This is a genomic window from Marinifilum sp. D737 (genome assembly GCF_026672275.1).
GTDB lineage: Bacteria > Bacteroidota > Bacteroidia > Bacteroidales > Marinifilaceae > Marinifilum.
Genome location: NZ_JANQCD010000005.1, coordinates 106,919 through 125,014, shown reverse-complemented (window position 1 = coordinate 125,014; position 18,096 = coordinate 106,919). Strand labels below are relative to the sequence as shown.

The window sequence follows — 18,096 nt, the reverse complement described above, 5'->3', positions numbered from 1 at the left end:
ACATGAAAAATTTAAAATATTTATTTATATCACTTTTGGCGGTTCTATTCGTTGCCTGCGACGATGATTTTGACACGCCAGATGTAACAGAACCAGTTCAAGGTACAGCACCTGTACTTAATGAACTAGCGGAAGAAATCGACCTGGTTCTAATGAAAAAGAACGAAGGTGAAACCATTGTTGAACTTACCTGGTCTGAAACTACTTTCGCAGATCCTATTGGAGTGAGATATTACGTTCAGATTGATACTGTAGGTAATGAATTTGCCAACCCATTGGAATTTGATAGAATTGCAGCAACAACAACTACAATCACAGTAGGAGGTCTTAATGAATTGATATCAGGAAGATATCCTCCTGCAAAGAAAGTAGAGTTAGAAGCCAGAATTAGAGCTTTTGCAAATGAAGATCTAAATAGCTTGTACTCGAATGCAGTTTCTATGAAAGTAACTCCATACCTTGATGTACCAATTCCATCAGAATTCTACATCTATGGAACGGCTACTTCTGAATCAGATGTAACAAAAGCTTTAAAGGCTTATGGTGCTAATGACATTTACACCAAATACTTGAAGCTTACTAAAGATGGTTTATTCAAATTTGCTGAAAAGCAAGGTAGTGATGGATATGATTACAACTTTGGTAAATTCGCAACAAAATCTGATAATATCGAAGCTGCTGGTGACGATGCTGGAAACTTCAAATTCACTGGTGAAACTGGATGGTATAAAGTTGAAGCTGACTTTGTATCGAGCTCACTAAACATTACTTCGCATGTAGTAGGTTCGGCTACTTATGGTTTTGATTACGATAACCTTTATATGGTAGGTGATTACAATTCTACCGATCCTACCTGGGATGCTGAAAATGCTGTTGCATTTACTAAAGTAAGCGAAGGTGTTTATACTATTGAGAAAGCATTGAAAGATGGTGCTCAATTCAAATTTATTGGCCAACAAAGCTGGGGTGACCTTGATTGGGGTAACATCCAAGAAAATGGTAACACTGGTATCTTAGGTCCTAAAACTGCTAATGGTAACATTACTTTCGATGGTGGTGATGCTGAATATGACATTACTGTAGATCTAAACGCAGGTACTTTTACAATTGTTGCTAAGCCTGTATTTCCTACTGAACTTTACATGACTGGTAATGGAGTTGGTCCTGATGATGAAAACTGGGATTGGAAAAACGAACTTCAATTTGTTCCTGTTAACAGTCATCCTGAATTGTTCTGGAAAATTGTTTGGATGAAAGGTTCAGGAAGCTTCAAATGTGCTCCTCAAGCTGCATGGTCAAACGATTTTGGTAGAGATGGTGATGCAACCAATGGAGTTTACGCCAAAGGTGGTACAGACATTCCTGTTCCTGCAACAGCTGGATATTACATGGTTGTTGTTGACTTAGCAAATAACACGATCGAAATTGCCGAGCCTAAGGTTTACGGTATGGGTAATGTGTTTGGTGGATGGGATGGTGGAGATCCTGCTGATCTTTTCACTGTTGACAATACCAATAAAGTAATTAAATTTGATGGAGTTCCTAATGATGGAGAATTAAGAATGTATGTTGATGCACCAACATTGAACTGTGATTGGTGGCAAGCTGAATTCATCGTTCTTAATGACAAAATTGAATTCAGAGGAACTGGTGGTGACCAGGATAGAGTAAATGTTACTGCAGGTGACAATATCTCTCTTAACTTCTTAACTGGAGCTGGTTCGATCACAACACCTTAATAAAACGATAAGCATGTAGGGTAGTCATGAGGCTACCCTGCTTCAAATAATTAAATGCAATTGGTAACTATTCTGGTTGCTGATTGCATTTTTTTATACTGAAACCAAACGGAATTCAATCAATACAAAGTTCTGATTATGAAGAAACTTTATACATATCTTACCTTTATATTCCTGCTAATGTCATTCATTAGTCAGGCACAAATCATAACAACCTCTCCCGCCTTTCCTACCGAAAGTGATGAAGTGACCATTACTTTTGACGCTACTTTGGGAACTGGAGGATTAAAGGATTACACTGGAGATGTTTATGCTCACACAGGTGTAATTACCGACAAAAGTACTTCTGATACCGACTGGAAATATGCTCCTACCTGGGGAGATAATAGTGCCAAGTACAAATTGACCTCACTTGAAAACAACAAGTGGGAATTGAAGATTACTCCAAGCATTCGTGAATACTATGCTGTTGCTGATGGAGAAAAAATATTAAAAATGGCTTTCGTATTCCGTTCTGAGGATACTCAAAAAGAAGGAAAAGGTGATGGCGGAACTGATATATTTGTAGATGTGAGCGAAGGTGGCTTAAACGTTAGCTTCTCTGCTCCTGCCAACAACAAAGTCATTCAAAAAAATGAAGATTTACAGGTTACGGTACAGTCCAGTGCCAGTACAAACCTAAGCCTGTTTTTGGATGGTGTTGAAAATGAAACTACCACAGGAACTGAAATTAGTAAAATCATTAATACCGATGTTGCCGGTAATCATGAATTGGTAGCTGTTGCTACTGATGGTTCGGAAGAAGTTAGAGCTACAGTTAATTTCTTCGTTCGCGATGATGTTGTAAATGAAAGCATGCCTGCCAATGTTGTTGCTGGTATCAATTATATTGATGATAGCTCAGTAACACTTGTTCTGTATGCTCCCCAAAAGGAATATGTATATGCCATTGGAGATTTTTCAGATTGGAAACTTGATAACATGTACCAAATGAAAAAGGATGGTGATAACTTCTGGGTGACCATTAATAACCTTCAAGCTGGTAAAGAGTACATTTTCCAATATCTTATTGATGGAGACATTAAAATTGCAGATCCATATGCCGATAAAATATCAGATCCTTGGGATGACAAATACATTACTGACGAAACCTACCCTAATCTAATTGATTATCCGGAAGGAAAAACAAGCGAAATTGCCAGTGTATTCCAAACAGCACAAACAGCATTTAGCTGGACTGATAATGGATTTACCATGCCTAAAAAGGAAGACTTGGTTGTTTATGAACTTCATGTAAGAGATTTTACTGCAGCTGGTAATATCAAGACAGTTACTGATACTTTAGATTATTTGGAAAGATTAGGTGTAAATGCAATTGAACTAATGCCATTTAACGAGTTTGAAGGAAATGATTCATGGGGTTACAATCCATCATTTTATTTTGCTCCCGATAAAGCATATGGTACTAAAAACGATTACAAAGCCTTTGTCAATGAATGTCACAAAAGAGGAATTGCCGTATTTATGGATATGGTGTTGAATCACACTTACGGACAATCGCCATTCCTGCGCATGTATTTTGATGGTAGCAAACCAACAGCTAATAATCCATGGTACAACCAGGAGCATAATTTCGAAAACACGGCTGCTCATTGGGGATATGATTTGAATCATGAAGCCCAGGCAACTAAGGACCTTGTGGATCGCATCAACAAGTATTGGATGGAAGAGTATCACATTGATGGTTTCCGTTTTGATTTCACCAAAGGATTTTCCAACACAGTTCATAGTGCTTCTTCTGATCCTTGGGGAGGAAGATATGATGCAGCTCGTATTGCCAATCTTAAAAGAATGTCTACTGAAATTTGGGCCGTAAAATCAGATGCAGTGGTTATTTTCGAGCATCTTTCGGATAATGAGGAAGAGAAAGAGCTGGCAGCTCATGGCATTATGCTTTGGGGTAATGCCAATCATGATTATAGTGCAGCAACCATAGGCAATGGTTCCGATTTTAATTGGACCTCATGGAAAAACAGAAGTTGGGATGGGCCTAAGCTTGTAAGTTATATGGAAAGTCACGATGAAGAACGCATGATGTATCGTAACCTTAATGAAGGTAAATCTTTAGATGGCTACAATGTGAGAAGTCTGAATACTGCTCTTTCCAGAATAGAAACTGCAGCAGCCTTCTTCTTAACCATTCCCGGACCAAAAATGATCTGGCAATTTGGCGAACTAGGTTATGATATCTCTATCAATTACAATGATAGAACTGGAAGAAAACCCGTAAAATGGGAATATCAGGATGATCCTTATCGTAAAAAAGTATATCAGGTATTTTCTGCCTTGGCAAAGATTAAAAAGGAAGAGCCTGCATTTGAATCAGACAATTTTAATTTAATTACTTCACAAGCCTTAAAGCGTATCGAAATTAATCATGCTGATATGAATGTTCGTATCATCGGTAATTTTGATATCAAGGAAGGTAGTATTTCTGCTAATTTTAGTAAAACAGGAACATGGTATGATTATTTCTCTGGTCAGGAACTTAATGTAACGGATGCCAATGTCAACATTACCCTTAAGCCTGGTGAATATCATATCTACACCACAAAGCAATTGACTCAACCTAATGTTATTTCAGCACCTGTTGCTAGTAATGTAACCATTGCCGGTACTGCGAAGGAGAATGAAACGCTTACTGCATCATACACCTACTCTGATGTAAATGGAGATACAGAGGGTGCATCTGTTTACAGATGGTATAGAGCTGAGGATACCAATGGTAAGAATGAAATAAGTATTAGTGGTGCTACCAATAAAACTTATCAGCTTACTGGCGACGACCGAGACAAATACATTAGATTCTCAGTAACTCCTGTTGCACTAACCGGTGAATTACTTCAGGGTAAAACAGTTTATTCTACTTATACTGATCAAATTGTTTCATTGGTAAATGCTCCTGTTGCAAGTAATGTAACAATAACAGGAATATTAACCGAAGGTGAAACGCTTGAGGCAAAATATGACTATAGTGACCCTGAAAATGATGCAGAAGGCACATCAATATTCCAATGGTACAGATCAGACGATACGCAAGGCACAAATGAAAGTGAAATTTCGGGTGCTACAAGCTTAAGTTACACGCTTCTTAATGCCGATGGTGGAAAATACATCCGATTTTCAGTTACACCGGTTGCCCAAACTGGCGATCTACTTACGGGAAATAAGGCATATAGTAATTATACTGATGTAATCGCTTTTACTACAGGCATAGATGATATATTGGAAAAAGAGCTTAAGCTGTATCCTAATCCTGTTAAAGATATTCTATACCTATCCAATTTAAAAGGGGTTGATCAGATTAAGATTTATAGTTTAAGTGGTCGTATGGTAAGAACAATTGGTACTCCAAATCGATCGGAAGAAATAAATCTTAGCAACTTAGCCAGTGGCATGTATTTATTCATTTTCGAAATGGAAGATGGTTCGAGACTAACAAAAAAAGTGATAAAAAAGTAATTAGTTTTCTTTATAGTTTATAGATCAAGTAAAACTCCCGCTTAGCTACAATGCCAAGTGGGAGTTTTTATATTTTATAAATGTAAGCTTATTTAATTGTAAGCTCCAATCGGTATTTGATTTCCGAACCACCTGGTTGCATAATTAATTTGTATTCGCCAGGAATTAAAGGCTCATCAGGCATTGATACTTTAAATACAAAAGGAGACTCGGTATAATTCCCAATTTGTTGACGAACCAGCTGATCTTCTGTATTAAATAGTTTCAAATTCAATTCACTATTGACAAACTGCTTTAAATGAAACTGAACAAACACATTCTCCGATTCTGAATAATAATACTCCTGATCGGCTCCCATAAATTCTTCTCTCTCCTGCTTGTTGTTTTCATTCAAATCAATAAAACCAGTAAAAAAGAAGAACCCTTCCTGGCCTTTGGTAAACTCCGGAGCTAAATTCTCAACATTCTCACTAATATTCATTGCCATAGCAGGAGTTTCTGGAATCTCTTCGCTTACCTCTTCCAATTCTGGTGTTTCATCAGTTTGGGCTGCCATAGCCTCATCAGTCTTAACAATATTGGCCGTAGAATCGCCAATTTGTACTAATATTCTATATTGTATAGGATCTTTCATATCCAAGGATGCAGTAATCATATATTCTCCTTCGGGTGCATTCTTTAAAACTCGCAAGAACTGATTGCCAGGATGAATCGTATCTTCTTTCATGGTATAATGTTGCAAACTATCCAGTCGGGAAATATTCATTGCAATCATATCATAGGTAGAATTCCATATCTGATAAACCACTCGTTTATCATTCATGGGAAGATTCAATCCAACTTGAAAATCAACTTTCCCAAGCTCAAACTGTTTCTGATCCAAACCAATCACCTCTGCACTATCCAGCTTCATATCTCCATCCTCATCAATCCATTCCTTAAACAGATGAAAACTTTCGGGAAGCAGTTTCTTCCTGATTTTCGCAAATGCATTGCCATTTGGCTCCTTTATCAAAAAGTTAATTTGATAGGTTTTTCCCGATTCTGCTGGATTAATTGTCATGATATATTCTCCCACAGGCAGAAAAGCATCGAAATTTGAATAGGTAAACAAAGGTTTTGTGGTATAGTTTTTACGAACCGTTCGAATCAAGTTTCCACTCGTATCCCAAATTCTAAGCTTCAGGTTTGTTCCCTCTTTTATTTCCGGATCGTACAAAGAAGCACTAATGGACTCTCCTTTGGCATAAGATTGTTTCCCCAATCCAAAAAACTCATTCTTCTCAACGATTTCATTTTCGTTTAAATCCACCCATTTATTGTAAGCAAACAAGCCAATGGGAATGCCATTCTTTTTCTGTTTTTCTTGCCTCTGAATTTCATCTGATTCATCAGCACGTACATTATCATATGGGATGGAATCTTGTATAAATTGTTCCTGCGCACTTGTAAATATGGCTGTGCCAACCAATATGGCAAGTATCAAATAACACCTACCAATAATACATTTCATCTTTTTGTATAACATGGTATTTGGTTTAAAGCTGAATAAAAGGAATTGCTATCTATTTAAATACGGTTTAAATAGTGTATATGTTTTAGCTTCAGACCAATAGTTTGACGAAATAAGGTTTAAAATTGGTTAAAAATCTTTAAGGGATATTAATTTTACCAGGGTATCCCATTAAATTTTTAAATTTTCGTAGCTCTCGCATTCTTTTGGTGGCCAAAAACTTGAGTTTAACCTGATGTTCATCTGGATCAACAGATCCAGAACTGGCATTAAAATGGCCTTTAACACTTAAGTGAGATTGGAATAATTCAGTATTGATTTTATACCCCTCAGCCAACTTCTCCATTTTGATTCTATCACAGCGGTTCAGAATGTCTATAATACTCTCTTTATGATATTCCGATCCTTCGGCAATCATCAAATCGGTAATATCCTAATTGGAGATGGTACCTACATACCTTACTTGAGCGTAATAATCATTTTTCTAATTACTGATATTGTTGGGATAATGCAACAAACTAATTTCTTTTGTACTCATATTTAGGACATTTTGAGGTGCACTACTAAAATAATCACATTTTCTGGAAGTTAAGGGCTGGCTGATTTATACGCTGCTTGTTAGATACGCTTTTACTGGTTAAATATCATTCACACTGTAAGTCAAGGGGTGACTAACTTACAAAACGCTTATTAGTCACCCCTTGACTGACGAAACTTTTAACTGATATAGCTTTTGGCTGATGAGAAAATCAATTTCACTTTGGTTCCCTCTCCTTCTTTTGATTCTATGCTAATGTGTCCATTGTGCAAGCGCATAATTTGGCGCGTAAGGCTTAAGCCGATTCCTGATCCTTCCTCTTTAGTAGTAAAAAATGGAATGAATATATTTTTCATATCCTCGGCAGAGATACCACAACCATTATCCGTAATACTGATTTCTACATGGCCTTCTTGTTTTTTCTCTGCTTTCAGATGTATTTCCCCACTAGCGTGAATGGCCTGCCGCGCATTCTTAACCAAGTTAATTAAAACCTGTTTCACCAGAGCATCATCAGCATAGAATTGAAGATCCTTTGGACTGATACTGAAATGATATTGTATTTGGTCATTGGAATACATATGTAATAAATCTTGCAAATGCATAAACAGTTGAGATACGCTAATGGCTTGCGGATTAGGCTTTGGAATTCTCGATAGCTCACGATAAGCCTCAACAAAATACATGAGTCCCTGCCCTTGCTCCTTTATCACTTGAAGTCCGTTGCGTGTTTTGCTAAGAACCGATTCGGTAAGAATCGTACCGGTTTCAATTTGCTGGTAATTGCTTTCCAGTTTTTCAGATAAACAGGTAAGAGGAGATACAGAATTCATAATCTCATGGCTAAGCACATTAATCAACTTCTGCCAGGATTCCAACTCCTGGGCATCCATCTCATTTTTAATATCCGTAAAGGATAACAGCTTTAACTCCCTGCTTTCTTGCTTAATTGTAGTACAGTAAATTAACAGGTATTTACTTCCATTTTTCACCTGCAAATGATAGACTCGGGTATCTCCTGCCTTCATTTTCTCAAACAGGTCAAACAAGTCTGCATCGTATTTTTTCAATGGCTTTATGCTGTATAGATTGTGCACATCTAAAAGCTCACGTCCTCTTTGGTTTATGCACTCCACCAAGCCATTCTCGTTAAAAGATAACAAACCTACAGATGCATGTTCAATAATGGCATCGCTTATCATCTCCTTTTTCTGTGCCTTTAGACGTAAATCTTTTATGATGTAATTTACCTCTTGCATTCCCATGCGTAATTCATCAAAGGACTTGCCCGATATATTTTTAGGAAAGCTTAATGCTGAATCCTCATTCTTTACCGAAAGGAAGAATTGCGACAACAAGCGATTGCTTGTATTCAGATAATGAACCAAACGGTAACTTAACCAAAAAATAAGCATTAAAACCAATAAGGCCATGTAAGGATAAGCCGTAGCCCAAAATATCCATCCCATAAGAAAGCTCAACAACAGAATACTACTGAGTCGAATCAGAACCTGAATAAAGAGGCTATTGTAAATCATACTTCTTAATTTTGTGATAAAGAGTTGGGCGGGTAACGCCAAGCTCTAAAGCCATATGTGTTAGATTTCCTTTGTGTCGTTCCATAGCAGCAAGAATCATTTGCTTTTCCATCTCCACAAAGCTTTTGGGTGGTACTTTGCTTGTTTGAGTTCCATTTTGCTTTAATAGAAAATCTTCTTTGGTAATCCTATTTCCCTCTGAAAGGATTACCGCCTTTTCAACAGTATGCTGCAACTCGCGGACATTTCCCGGCCACGGGTAATTTTGCAGCTTAAGCAAAGCTTCATCGGTATAGGCCAATGGCCTTTTATCGTATTTCGTTGCATACTTCATTAGGAAATACTCTGCCAGCAGAGCAATATCACTAGTACGATCGCGCAAAGCTGGCACATCAACCTGAATGGTATTGATGCGATAAAGCAGGTCTTCACGAAAAGTTCCTTTGGCAACCATTTCCTGAAGGTTTTTATTGGTAGCGCACACCAAACGAATATCAATACTCCTTGTTTGATGATCGCCAACGCGAATTACCTCTCGATTTTGTAGGACCGACAACAATTTAGCCTGCATGGCCAATGATAGATTTCCAATCTCATCCAGAAAAATGGTTCCACCCGAAGCCAATTCAAATCTTCCCTGCCTGTCTTCCCTGGCATCGGTAAAGGCTCCCTTCACATGACCAAACAATTCGCTTTCGAAAAGACTTTCGTTCATGGCTCCCATATCCACCGAAACCATAGGCTTATTACTTCTTTTGGATTGCTGATGTATTTCTCGTGCAATCAACTCTTTACCTGTTCCATGTTCACCCAATACCAAGACATTTGCCTCGGTAACGGCTACTTTTTGCAGGAGCTTTCGCAGATTCTTCATTACGCTTGACCTACCAATCATTTCAGACTTGTTCTGGTTCAACTCTCTGGTTAAGTCTTGCTTATCGGTTTCCAGCTTTTGTATCTTCTTTTTCGATTGTCTCAATCTTAAAACCGATTTCAAAGTTGAGATCAACTTGTTGTTGTCCCATGGCTTCAACACAAAATCCGTGGCTCCCTTTTTAATGGCTGTTACAGCCAATTCTACATCTCCGTATGCTGTTAGCAGCACCACTCCCAAATCAGGATCAAACTTTAGGATTTCATTCATCCAAAACAAGCCTTCGTTTCCCGTATTCACTCCAGCGGAAAAGTTCATATCCAAAAGAACAATGTCATATGAATTGTCCTGCAACTCGCCAAGTAAACTTTTAGGATTAGAAAGTACCTTAACCGTATCGAACTCATCTTGCAATAGCATTTGAAGAGAAATTCTTACACGTTTATGATCGTCTACAATTAAGATTTTACCGGAGTTGGTCATGCTTTCAGTAATATGGCTTAGTTATTATTTGGGTTATGCAAATTTGCTGGTTGAAAAGATTCAAGCTGTAAGCTCCAAGTCTCAAGCTCTAAATGCCAAATTCCAAGAACCAAGTATCAAAAGACTGATTCGTTACCACAAGCAAGCATAACATTACCAAAAGTAGAGAAATGCAATCAACAACTCAACAGAATGTAAAGAAACTATACAGTAAGAATAAAGATTTTTTACAGCTGGAAGATCCTGTCCAATATGCTTTATTCACACAAACACCTCTACACATAGTAATTAGAACCAATGGCACAACTATAGTAGTGCTATTGTAGCAGGAAGAACTTCTATTCTTTTATGCATGACAATAATAATTATATAACTTACGAATCTTTAATAAAACAAAATGATCAAAGTAGAAAACCTAAGTAAAGTATTTCGTACCGAAGAGGTAGAAACCACTGCCTTGAATAATGTAAACCTGGAAATAAAAGAAGGTGAATTTGTAGCCATTATGGGACCATCAGGTTGTGGGAAGTCTACCCTTTTAAATATTCTGGGAATGTTAGATAGTCCTACCCATGGCAAGTATCATTTCTGCGACAATGAGGTAAGTAGCCTTAAGGAAAAACAGCGCAATACATTTCGCAAAGGGAATATCAATTTTGTTTTTCAATCGTTCAACCTGATTGATGAATTGAGTGTGTATAAAAATGTAGAATTGCCATTAAAGTATTTACGATACGATTTAGGCAAGAAGAAAAAACGTGTCCTGGAAATGCTGGACAGAATGAAGATAGGGCATCGAAGAAATCACTATCCACAACAATTATCAGGAGGACAACAACAAAGAGTTGCCATTGCGCGCGCCATTGCACCCAACCCAAAACTTTTATTGGCCGATGAGCCAACTGGTAACCTCGATTCAAAAACCGGCCTTGAGGTAATGAACTTATTAAGCGAACTGAATGCCGAGGGAACCACCATTGTAATGGTAACCCACTCGGAGCGTGATGCTGAGTTTGCACATCGAGTAATCCGATTGTTTGATGGTGAAGTAACCATGGAAAGTACGAAAAAAGAATTTACTCAAATTGAATATTAATTAGATAGCTATGAATATTTTAACAAAAAAAAATAAATGGGCTGCGATTAATATCATTGGAATTTCAATTGCTTTTGCAAGTGTATTTTTTGCTTCATCCTATATAAAACATGAGTTGTCGTTCGACAAGTTTCATACTAAAGCAGATCAGATTTACCGTCTTAACATAGACAAACCTGGAAAAGTTGGCTTTATGCAAAGCCCAGACAATGTATATACTGCTAGCTTAAATGCTCATTACATCAAGGATTTATACGATAAATTCCCAGGAATAGAGCAGATTGTCCTAATGGTAAAACCATTCAATTATACTGTAAAAGTAGAAGACGAGATCTTTCGATTGGAAAACTCTTACTACACCGATCATTCTTTCTTTACAATATTTGATTTTAAACTGATAAAAGGCAATAAGGAAGGTCTCTTTCATAATCCAAATGAAATCGCAATCAGTAAAAAATCTGCATTAAAATATTTTGGTAGCATTGATGTGATTGGAAAAGAGTTAACTCTAAAAGGAGAATTTGATCGAAATGGTGGAACAATTTATACCCTTAAAGGTGTATTTGATGATTATCCACCCAATTCGCACATGCAACCAGATATGTTACTCTCAAGCAATCTGGAAACACTTCGTAATCCCTACGGACATGCTTTTACATACTTGCTATTACATCCAGATGTAAAACCTGATCAATTGGAGGTTTCTTTAAACAAATATTGGAAAGAAAATGTTGCCGAAGAAGAGGTTTCTCCTACTTTTAAATTGATGAATCTTCGAGACATTCATCTAAAAAGTCATAAAAAGGATGAGCTTGGTTCAAATGGTACAGTAAAAACCATTTGGGTAATAATGTCAGGTGCTCTTATTATCCTTTTAATCACAATGATTAACTATTTTAACCTGACTACGGTTCAGCTAAATAGCGATTTAAACAATCTCAAAATTAAAGTTATCAACGGTGCAAACCTCTTAGATCTTTCTCTATCACAAATTAAGAAATCAATTATACAGATCTCTCTATCCATCATCATAGGAAGCGTACTCTCTTTTATTTTTAATCGTTTTATAGAATTTAAGTTTATCATTAAAAACGAAGGAGTATTGTTTACACTTCTTGTTATGTGCTTTATTGTTGTATTTGGAGCCATTTCACTACTCCCTTTATACACCAGAAAGATCTCTTCAAATTTAAGCAATCAGAAAAAAGAAGGTTCGAAGAAATTCATTATCTCCCTGGTTTGCCAATTTACGCTATCCATTGTAGCCTTGGTTTTAACCATTGTTTTAAATCAACAGATTTTAAAGATCAAGAATTTTCACCCTGGAAAAGACAAAGAATCCATTATTACAATTACTGAATTTCCATATGCGGCCATCAGTACATTTGATCTTTTCAAAGAAAAGGCTTTAAAGCATCCCGAAATACTACTGATTTCATCAACTATGATGCCTCCAGGTACAACACCTGATTTCGTTTATCCATTTGAAATGGAAGGAATAGATAAAAGCGATAACAACACAATTTCAATTAATTCTGTTGATCATGAATTTTTTAAATTATTTGATATTCAAGCATTGGCGGGTGATTTAAATCTTAAAAGTGGCTCAAGCTTCATGTGGGAAAGTGCGGCCATTTCTCCCAATACTGAAGCCGCTATCAAAAACATCAATCATCTTGATCCATCCTACCGCAATTTTAAAGAACAATACATTTTAAATGAATCTGCTTCCAAAAAATTGGGCTTTACAAATCCACAAGATGCCATAGGGAAACAGTTCAAATACAACTTTATATCTCCAACCTATTTTAAACAAGGAGAGATTGTTGCCGTAATCAAGGACTTGCATTATGCCGACATGTTCTCGGAAGAAAAAGCAGAAGTTATTGGTTTAAAGCGAATTTTCAACAGTACTTTTCTGGTTAAAATTGATAAAAACAACACCACTAAAGCGCTTAAGAATTTGCAGGAAACGTGGAGTCAGATGTATCCGGATCACCCTATGAAATATGAATTTCTAAGTGATAGCTATTTCAAAACTTATCGAAATCAGTACAATGAAATGAAAGCCTTGACCCTATTTTCTGTTCTTTCTATTCTACTCTCAATACTTGGAATGTATGCCTTGTCATCCTATAGCATACAACACAAAACCAAAGAAATAGGAATACGAAAAGCCAATGGTGCAAGCTCTTTGGAAATCATGCTGCAATTAATCACCGAGTATGTTGTATGGGTAGCTATGGCTTTCGTAATTGCATCTCCAATTGCTTTCTATGCTGCCGATGACTGGTTAAAGAGCTTTGCTTATCGAATTGATCTAAGCTGGTGGATATTTGCCTTGGCAGGAGTAATTGCTATTGTTATTGCAATCATCACCGTTAGTTGGCAAACCTATAATGCAGCCAGAAAAGATCCTGTTTATGCATTGAAATATGAATAATGTGACAAGGGTTGAAATATAGTTTAAAAGCAATAGAAAGGTATATTTAGGACTTCTTCCCTTCTAGGGAAAAACTCAATTTGAATATGTGGTAATATTCATCATTATCTAATCAATACAAACTTGATGATATTTCAAAGGACTGTATCCTAAATAAGGTACAGTCTTTTTATTGCTGTAGTAAGCACTTATTATACTGATTACTATCACTACTACCAAGCGATAAGGATTGTAGTAAGCTGAGTTCGATTAAAAATCCCTGACTGGAACATTAAAATAAGGATAATAAAAAAGTGCTACTCCATAAGGAATAGCACTTTTAAGTTGTTTATAAAAAATATAATAGAAAACTTTATCCTACTAATCTGCTTTTTGGCTTTTGTGCCGTTAGCATTTCTTTGGTTTTGATATCAAGTTTCGACTCTTTCTCTTCTGGTTGAGTGATTTCACCAGTAGCCTGTTTAGAATCCCCAGCCAAGCTGTACAATCCACGAAGTAACATTTCATATTTTTCTTCTATTGGAATTGCAGCATAAGCAGCTTTCTTCTCCTCAATAATCCTTTGCTTTTCATTCTCTTCTACAGCTACTTTTTCGTAATAAGCATCCGCTTTTCTGTTCTTCAGGAATGGAGTCGCTACAGTTGGAAACAACTCCAACAGCAACATATCTTTCTCGTTTTCGGCAAGCTTTACTCCTCCCATTTCATGTAAGACTGGATTCTCAGGAGCCTGATACTTGTTTACATCATAATCGGTAGCCTCACTTTGTCCACAAATTTTATGACGGAATTCCGGATCGATAGCTATTGGTGTTTCCCCATACTCTCCTTTTACCAAATTAAAGAATTGGTTGTTTACGTTTGTATATGGAGCCTTACCACTATTCACATCCAATACGTAGTTTACTGCCTGAACTCCTACAATTTGTGAAGATGGAGTTACCAAGGGAGGACAACCTGCAGCTACGCGAACCTCAGGTACTTTCTCCAATACGGTTGGCAGTAAATCTTCCAAACCAAGTGCTTTTAGCTGAGCCAACATGTTGGTATACATACCTCCTGGAATCTCTGCAGCTTTCACTTTCTCATTTGGTTCAGGGAAGTTAAAGTACTTCTCGATTGCATGACAGGTTGCCAACAACTCTTCTTCTTTATCGGCTTTAGCCAATTCAATAGCTTTATCGAATAATGCATCAATCTCTTTCGGAAGATAGTCTGCAGTAATGTCAAACTCTAATGGAAACATTTTATAAGAATCGAACTCAGCAATTCTTTCACGGATTCCTTTCAATTCCTTGTTAATGGCAACAACAGAATCGAGGTTCACTCCCGTATCCAAACCTAATTTATCAGCGAAAAGCTGGATAATTTCGAATGATGGAGCAGCAGGACCTCCTGCAAAGTTCAGCATACAGGTATCTACCACATCCACACCGTTCACTATGGCCATTAATACAGCACCTAAACCATAACCTGGAGTACAATGGGTGTGAAAATCAATCGGAACATTAAGCTCTTGTTTCAATCGCTTCACGATCTTACCCGATAATGAAGGAGGAATCAAGCCTGCCATGTCCTTCACGGTAATCATATCCGCGCCAAGCGCTTCCATTTGCTTGGCCTTGTTCACGAAATAATTTACATCAAAAATCTTCTTAGGCAATTTCTTTCCTGATAAAAGGGCTTTCCATCTTTGTTTTTTGGTGAATTTTGGATCTACCGTATAACAAACCGCACAGTCGGCAATACCTCCTGCCTCTTTCATATATTTAATGGTAGTTTCCATGTTCTTCACATCGTTCAAACAATCGAAGATACGCATGATACCCAAGCCTGATTTCACAGCATTCTTGTTAAAGCCTTCGATTACCGATTCTGGATAAGGCGAGTAACCAAATAAGTTTCTACCACGCGACAATGCAGTTAGGTGCGAAACATCACCAATTACTTCCTTAATGGATTCCAATCGATGCCATGGATCTTCGTTCAGATAACGCATTACCGAATCGGGAATTGCACCTCCCCAAACCTCTAGTGCGTAGAAGTTTGCATCTTTATACAAAGGAAGAACCTTTTCAATTTCGTGTTGTGGCACACGAGTTGCAAACAGTGATTGCTGACCATCACGCAATGTCAAATCACGAATCTTCAGTTTGCGGGTTCTCTTAATTGCAGCTCTTTCAGCAGCAATTTTCTTGCGATTTTCTACTCTTTGGGCTTCGAATTCATCCTTGCGCTTGCCTTCCAAGTATCCTTTTGCTACCAATGGGAACAGTTCCAAAAGCATGTATTCTTTATCGTCTACAGCCAACTTTACATTTCCGTATTGTGGCAGATTTGGATTTTCCGGTGCCTGGTAATGGCTCACATCATAATCTTCTCTCTCTGGCTTTCCAGTGATCTTTTCACGAAACTCAGGAGCAATTTCGATTGGAGTAGTTCCATACTCTCCTTTTACCAAGCTAAAAAACTGGTTGGATACATTTGTATAGAACGGGCGCCCCGAGTTCTCATCGATAACACAGTTTACCGCCTGTACGCCTACAATTTGTGAAGAAGGGGTTACCAATGGTGGACAACCTGCGTCCAAACGAACCACTGGCACCACTTCTAACACTCTCTCAAGCAGGGTTTCCAAACCTAAAGCCTTCAACTGGTTCAGCATGTTTGTATACATACCACCAGGAATTTCCGCCTTCTTAACCATTTCGTTAGGAGCGGGGAAATTAAAATATTTTTCAATTGCATGACAAGCATCCAGGAGCTCAGTCTCTTTATCAGCTTTAGCATATTCTATTGCCTCATCGAACAGTTGATCGATCTCAGCAGGAAGCTTATCTTTTGTAATATCAAATTCAATTGGGAACTGCTTGTAGCTATCCACCTCAGCCAAAGCATTCGCACGAATCTCTTTTAAAATTTTGTTGATTTCAACCACTACCTCAGGATTTCCATCCAGTTCAATGCCCAACTTCTGACAGAACAGGTAAATCAACTCGTATGCAGGAGCTGCGGATCCACCAGCAAAGTTCATGATGTTGGTATCGATAACATCCACACCATTAATAATGGCAGTTAAAGCCGAGGCCAAACCATAGCCTGGTGTAGAGTGTGAGTGGAAATCAACCGGAATACTTAACTCTTCTTTAAATCGACGAATAATTTGCCCCGCACGAGAAGGTGAAGCCAGGCCGGCCATATCTTTCAAGGAAATCATATCCGCTCCAAGAGCCTCCAATTTTTTCGCCAGATTCACAAAATATTCCAGGTCAAAGATCTGATCCGGAAGATTCTTAATGGTAAGTCTGTCTCTATCCTCTTTTTTCTCAGGAAATTTAGAGTCTACAGTATAACATACTGCACAATCGGCCATACCACCAGCAGCTTTTACATACTTAATGGTCGACTTCATATTTTCAATATCGTTCAAACAATCGAAAATACGCATAATACCCAATCCTGATTTTACAGCTTGTGTATTAAACTTTTCAATTACTGATTCAGGATATGGACTGTATCCGAATAGATTGCGTCCACGAGATAAGGCCGTAAGTTTGGAAACATCGCCAATCTCTTTCTTAATGGACTCTAAACGGTACCAAGGATCCTCATTCAAATAACGCATTACAGAATCAGGTACCGCACCACCCCATACTTCCATCGCATAAAAGTTCGCCTTTTTATACAAGTGCAAAACTTTCTCTATCTCTGCCTGTGGCATTCTGGTTGCAAAAAGAGATTGCTGACCATCTCTTAATGTTAGATCTCTAACTAATAATTTCCTTGTCTTCATACCCTGACTAATTGAATTCATATATCAAATTAACTCGAGAGAGAGTTATTTTATCAATCTCAAAATCCACGATTTCTTGATCACTCATCAAAAATAAAAACTATTCTTAAATAAGGAATTATTTCTCTATTAAGTCGTACATGTTCTACAATAGCTGATTTTATGGGTATAAACACTCATGTTTAATACTGATATTTTTCCCTAATAATAAGGACTAAAATTCGCAATCGATAACGAAAATTGCCTCCATAACTTTACATTTTTGAAAAAACTCAATAATAGTGCATAGCTTCGTAAGTTCAAGCACAGAACATTCCTACTTAACCATTTTCATTTACTGTTTATTAAAACAAGTAGAAAAATACCCATTCCTATTTTATCGAATTCTGCAAACATGCTCTACAACATGAATGATTTTCCGATTTGAATTAAAAACAAGAATTACATCAAGTTCAAACCAAGCTTTGTATTTTTAAATTTCTGCCAATCTTTTCTTTTCAATATTGTCCGAGTAAATTCTTAAAAAGTTGCTTACTTTTACGCTGTTAATTATCAAT

Annotated in this window: 9 protein-coding genes; 4 read left to right on the top strand and 5 right to left on the bottom strand. The window is 37.3% G+C overall.

The window, feature by feature from the left end; genetic code table 11:
• The first annotated feature begins 2 nt into the window (after positions 1-2).
• Both NQ163_RS05275 and NQ163_RS05270 read left to right on the top strand, forming a co-directional pair.
• The gene (locus tag NQ163_RS05275) at positions 3-1,739 is read left to right on the top strand and encodes a SusF/SusE family outer membrane protein (RefSeq protein ID WP_268189234.1); all 1,737 of its coding nucleotides are present in this window, start codon (positions 3-5) and stop codon (positions 1,737-1,739) included.
• Positions 1,740-1,877: 138 nt separating this feature from the next.
• Positions 1,878-5,261, top strand: coding sequence for an alpha-amylase family glycosyl hydrolase (locus NQ163_RS05270; RefSeq protein WP_268189233.1), 3,384 nt, complete (start codon positions 1,878-1,880; stop codon positions 5,259-5,261).
• 88 nt (positions 5,262-5,349) lie between these two features.
• On the opposite strand, the gene NQ163_RS05265 is transcribed toward NQ163_RS05270, so the two are convergent.
• From NQ163_RS05265 to NQ163_RS05250, 4 genes are all read right to left on the bottom strand, one after another.
• A complete protein-coding gene (locus NQ163_RS05265; protein WP_268189232.1) occupies positions 5,350-6,789 on the bottom strand; it encodes a hypothetical protein in 1,440 nt (479 codons plus the stop codon).
• A gap of 124 nt (positions 6,790-6,913) precedes the next feature.
• Positions 6,914-7,195, bottom strand: a complete 282-nt coding sequence (locus tag NQ163_RS05260; protein ID WP_326493316.1) for a DNA-binding domain-containing protein — start codon at positions 7,193-7,195, stop codon at positions 6,914-6,916.
• 296 nt (positions 7,196-7,491) lie between these two features.
• A complete protein-coding gene (locus NQ163_RS05255) occupies positions 7,492-8,850 on the bottom strand; it encodes a sensor histidine kinase (protein ID WP_268189230.1) in 1,359 nt (452 codons plus the stop codon).
• Positions 8,837-10,207: a sigma-54-dependent transcriptional regulator gene (locus tag NQ163_RS05250; RefSeq protein ID WP_268189229.1), complete on the bottom strand. Its 1,371-nt coding sequence runs from the start codon at positions 10,205-10,207 to the stop codon at positions 8,837-8,839. The genes NQ163_RS05255 and NQ163_RS05250 overlap by 14 nt, the downstream gene beginning before the upstream one ends.
• A 397-nt stretch (positions 10,208-10,604) precedes the next feature.
• On the opposite strand from NQ163_RS05250, the gene NQ163_RS05245 reads away from it, so the two are divergent.
• Positions 10,605-11,303, top strand: coding sequence for an ABC transporter ATP-binding protein (locus tag NQ163_RS05245; protein WP_268189228.1), 699 nt, complete (start codon positions 10,605-10,607; stop codon positions 11,301-11,303).
• Between the two features lie 10 nt (positions 11,304-11,313).
• Complete coding sequence (locus tag NQ163_RS05240) at positions 11,314-13,746, top strand: FtsX-like permease family protein (protein WP_268189227.1); 2,433 nt, start codon at positions 11,314-11,316, stop codon at positions 13,744-13,746.
• A 352-nt stretch (positions 13,747-14,098) separates the two neighbouring features.
• On the opposite strand, the gene NQ163_RS05235 is transcribed toward NQ163_RS05240, so the two are convergent.
• Positions 14,099-17,539, bottom strand: a complete 3,441-nt coding sequence (locus tag NQ163_RS05235; protein ID WP_268189226.1) for a hypothetical protein — start codon at positions 17,537-17,539, stop codon at positions 14,099-14,101.
• Between the last annotated feature and the right edge of the window lie 557 nt (positions 17,540-18,096).

Coding starts and splice junctions, on each gene's coding strand:
- NQ163_RS05275 (WP_268189234.1), top strand. CDS start 3: ATGAAAAATTTAAAATATTTATTTATATCACTTTTGGCGGTTCTATTC.
- NQ163_RS05270 (WP_268189233.1), top strand. CDS start 1,878: ATGAAGAAACTTTATACATATCTTACCTTTATATTCCTGCTAATGTCA.
- NQ163_RS05265 (WP_268189232.1), bottom strand. CDS start 6,789: ATGTTATACAAAAAGATGAAATGTATTATTGGTAGGTGTTATTTGATA.
- NQ163_RS05255 (WP_268189230.1), bottom strand. CDS start 8,850: ATGATTTACAATAGCCTCTTTATTCAGGTTCTGATTCGACTCAGTAGT.
- NQ163_RS05250 (WP_268189229.1), bottom strand. CDS start 10,207: ATGACCAACTCCGGTAAAATCTTAATTGTAGACGATCATAAACGTGTA.
- NQ163_RS05245 (WP_268189228.1), top strand. CDS start 10,605: ATGATCAAAGTAGAAAACCTAAGTAAAGTATTTCGTACCGAAGAGGTA.
- NQ163_RS05240 (WP_268189227.1), top strand. CDS start 11,314: ATGAATATTTTAACAAAAAAAAATAAATGGGCTGCGATTAATATCATT.
- NQ163_RS05235 (WP_268189226.1), bottom strand. CDS start 17,539: ATGAAGACAAGGAAATTATTAGTTAGAGATCTAACATTAAGAGATGGT.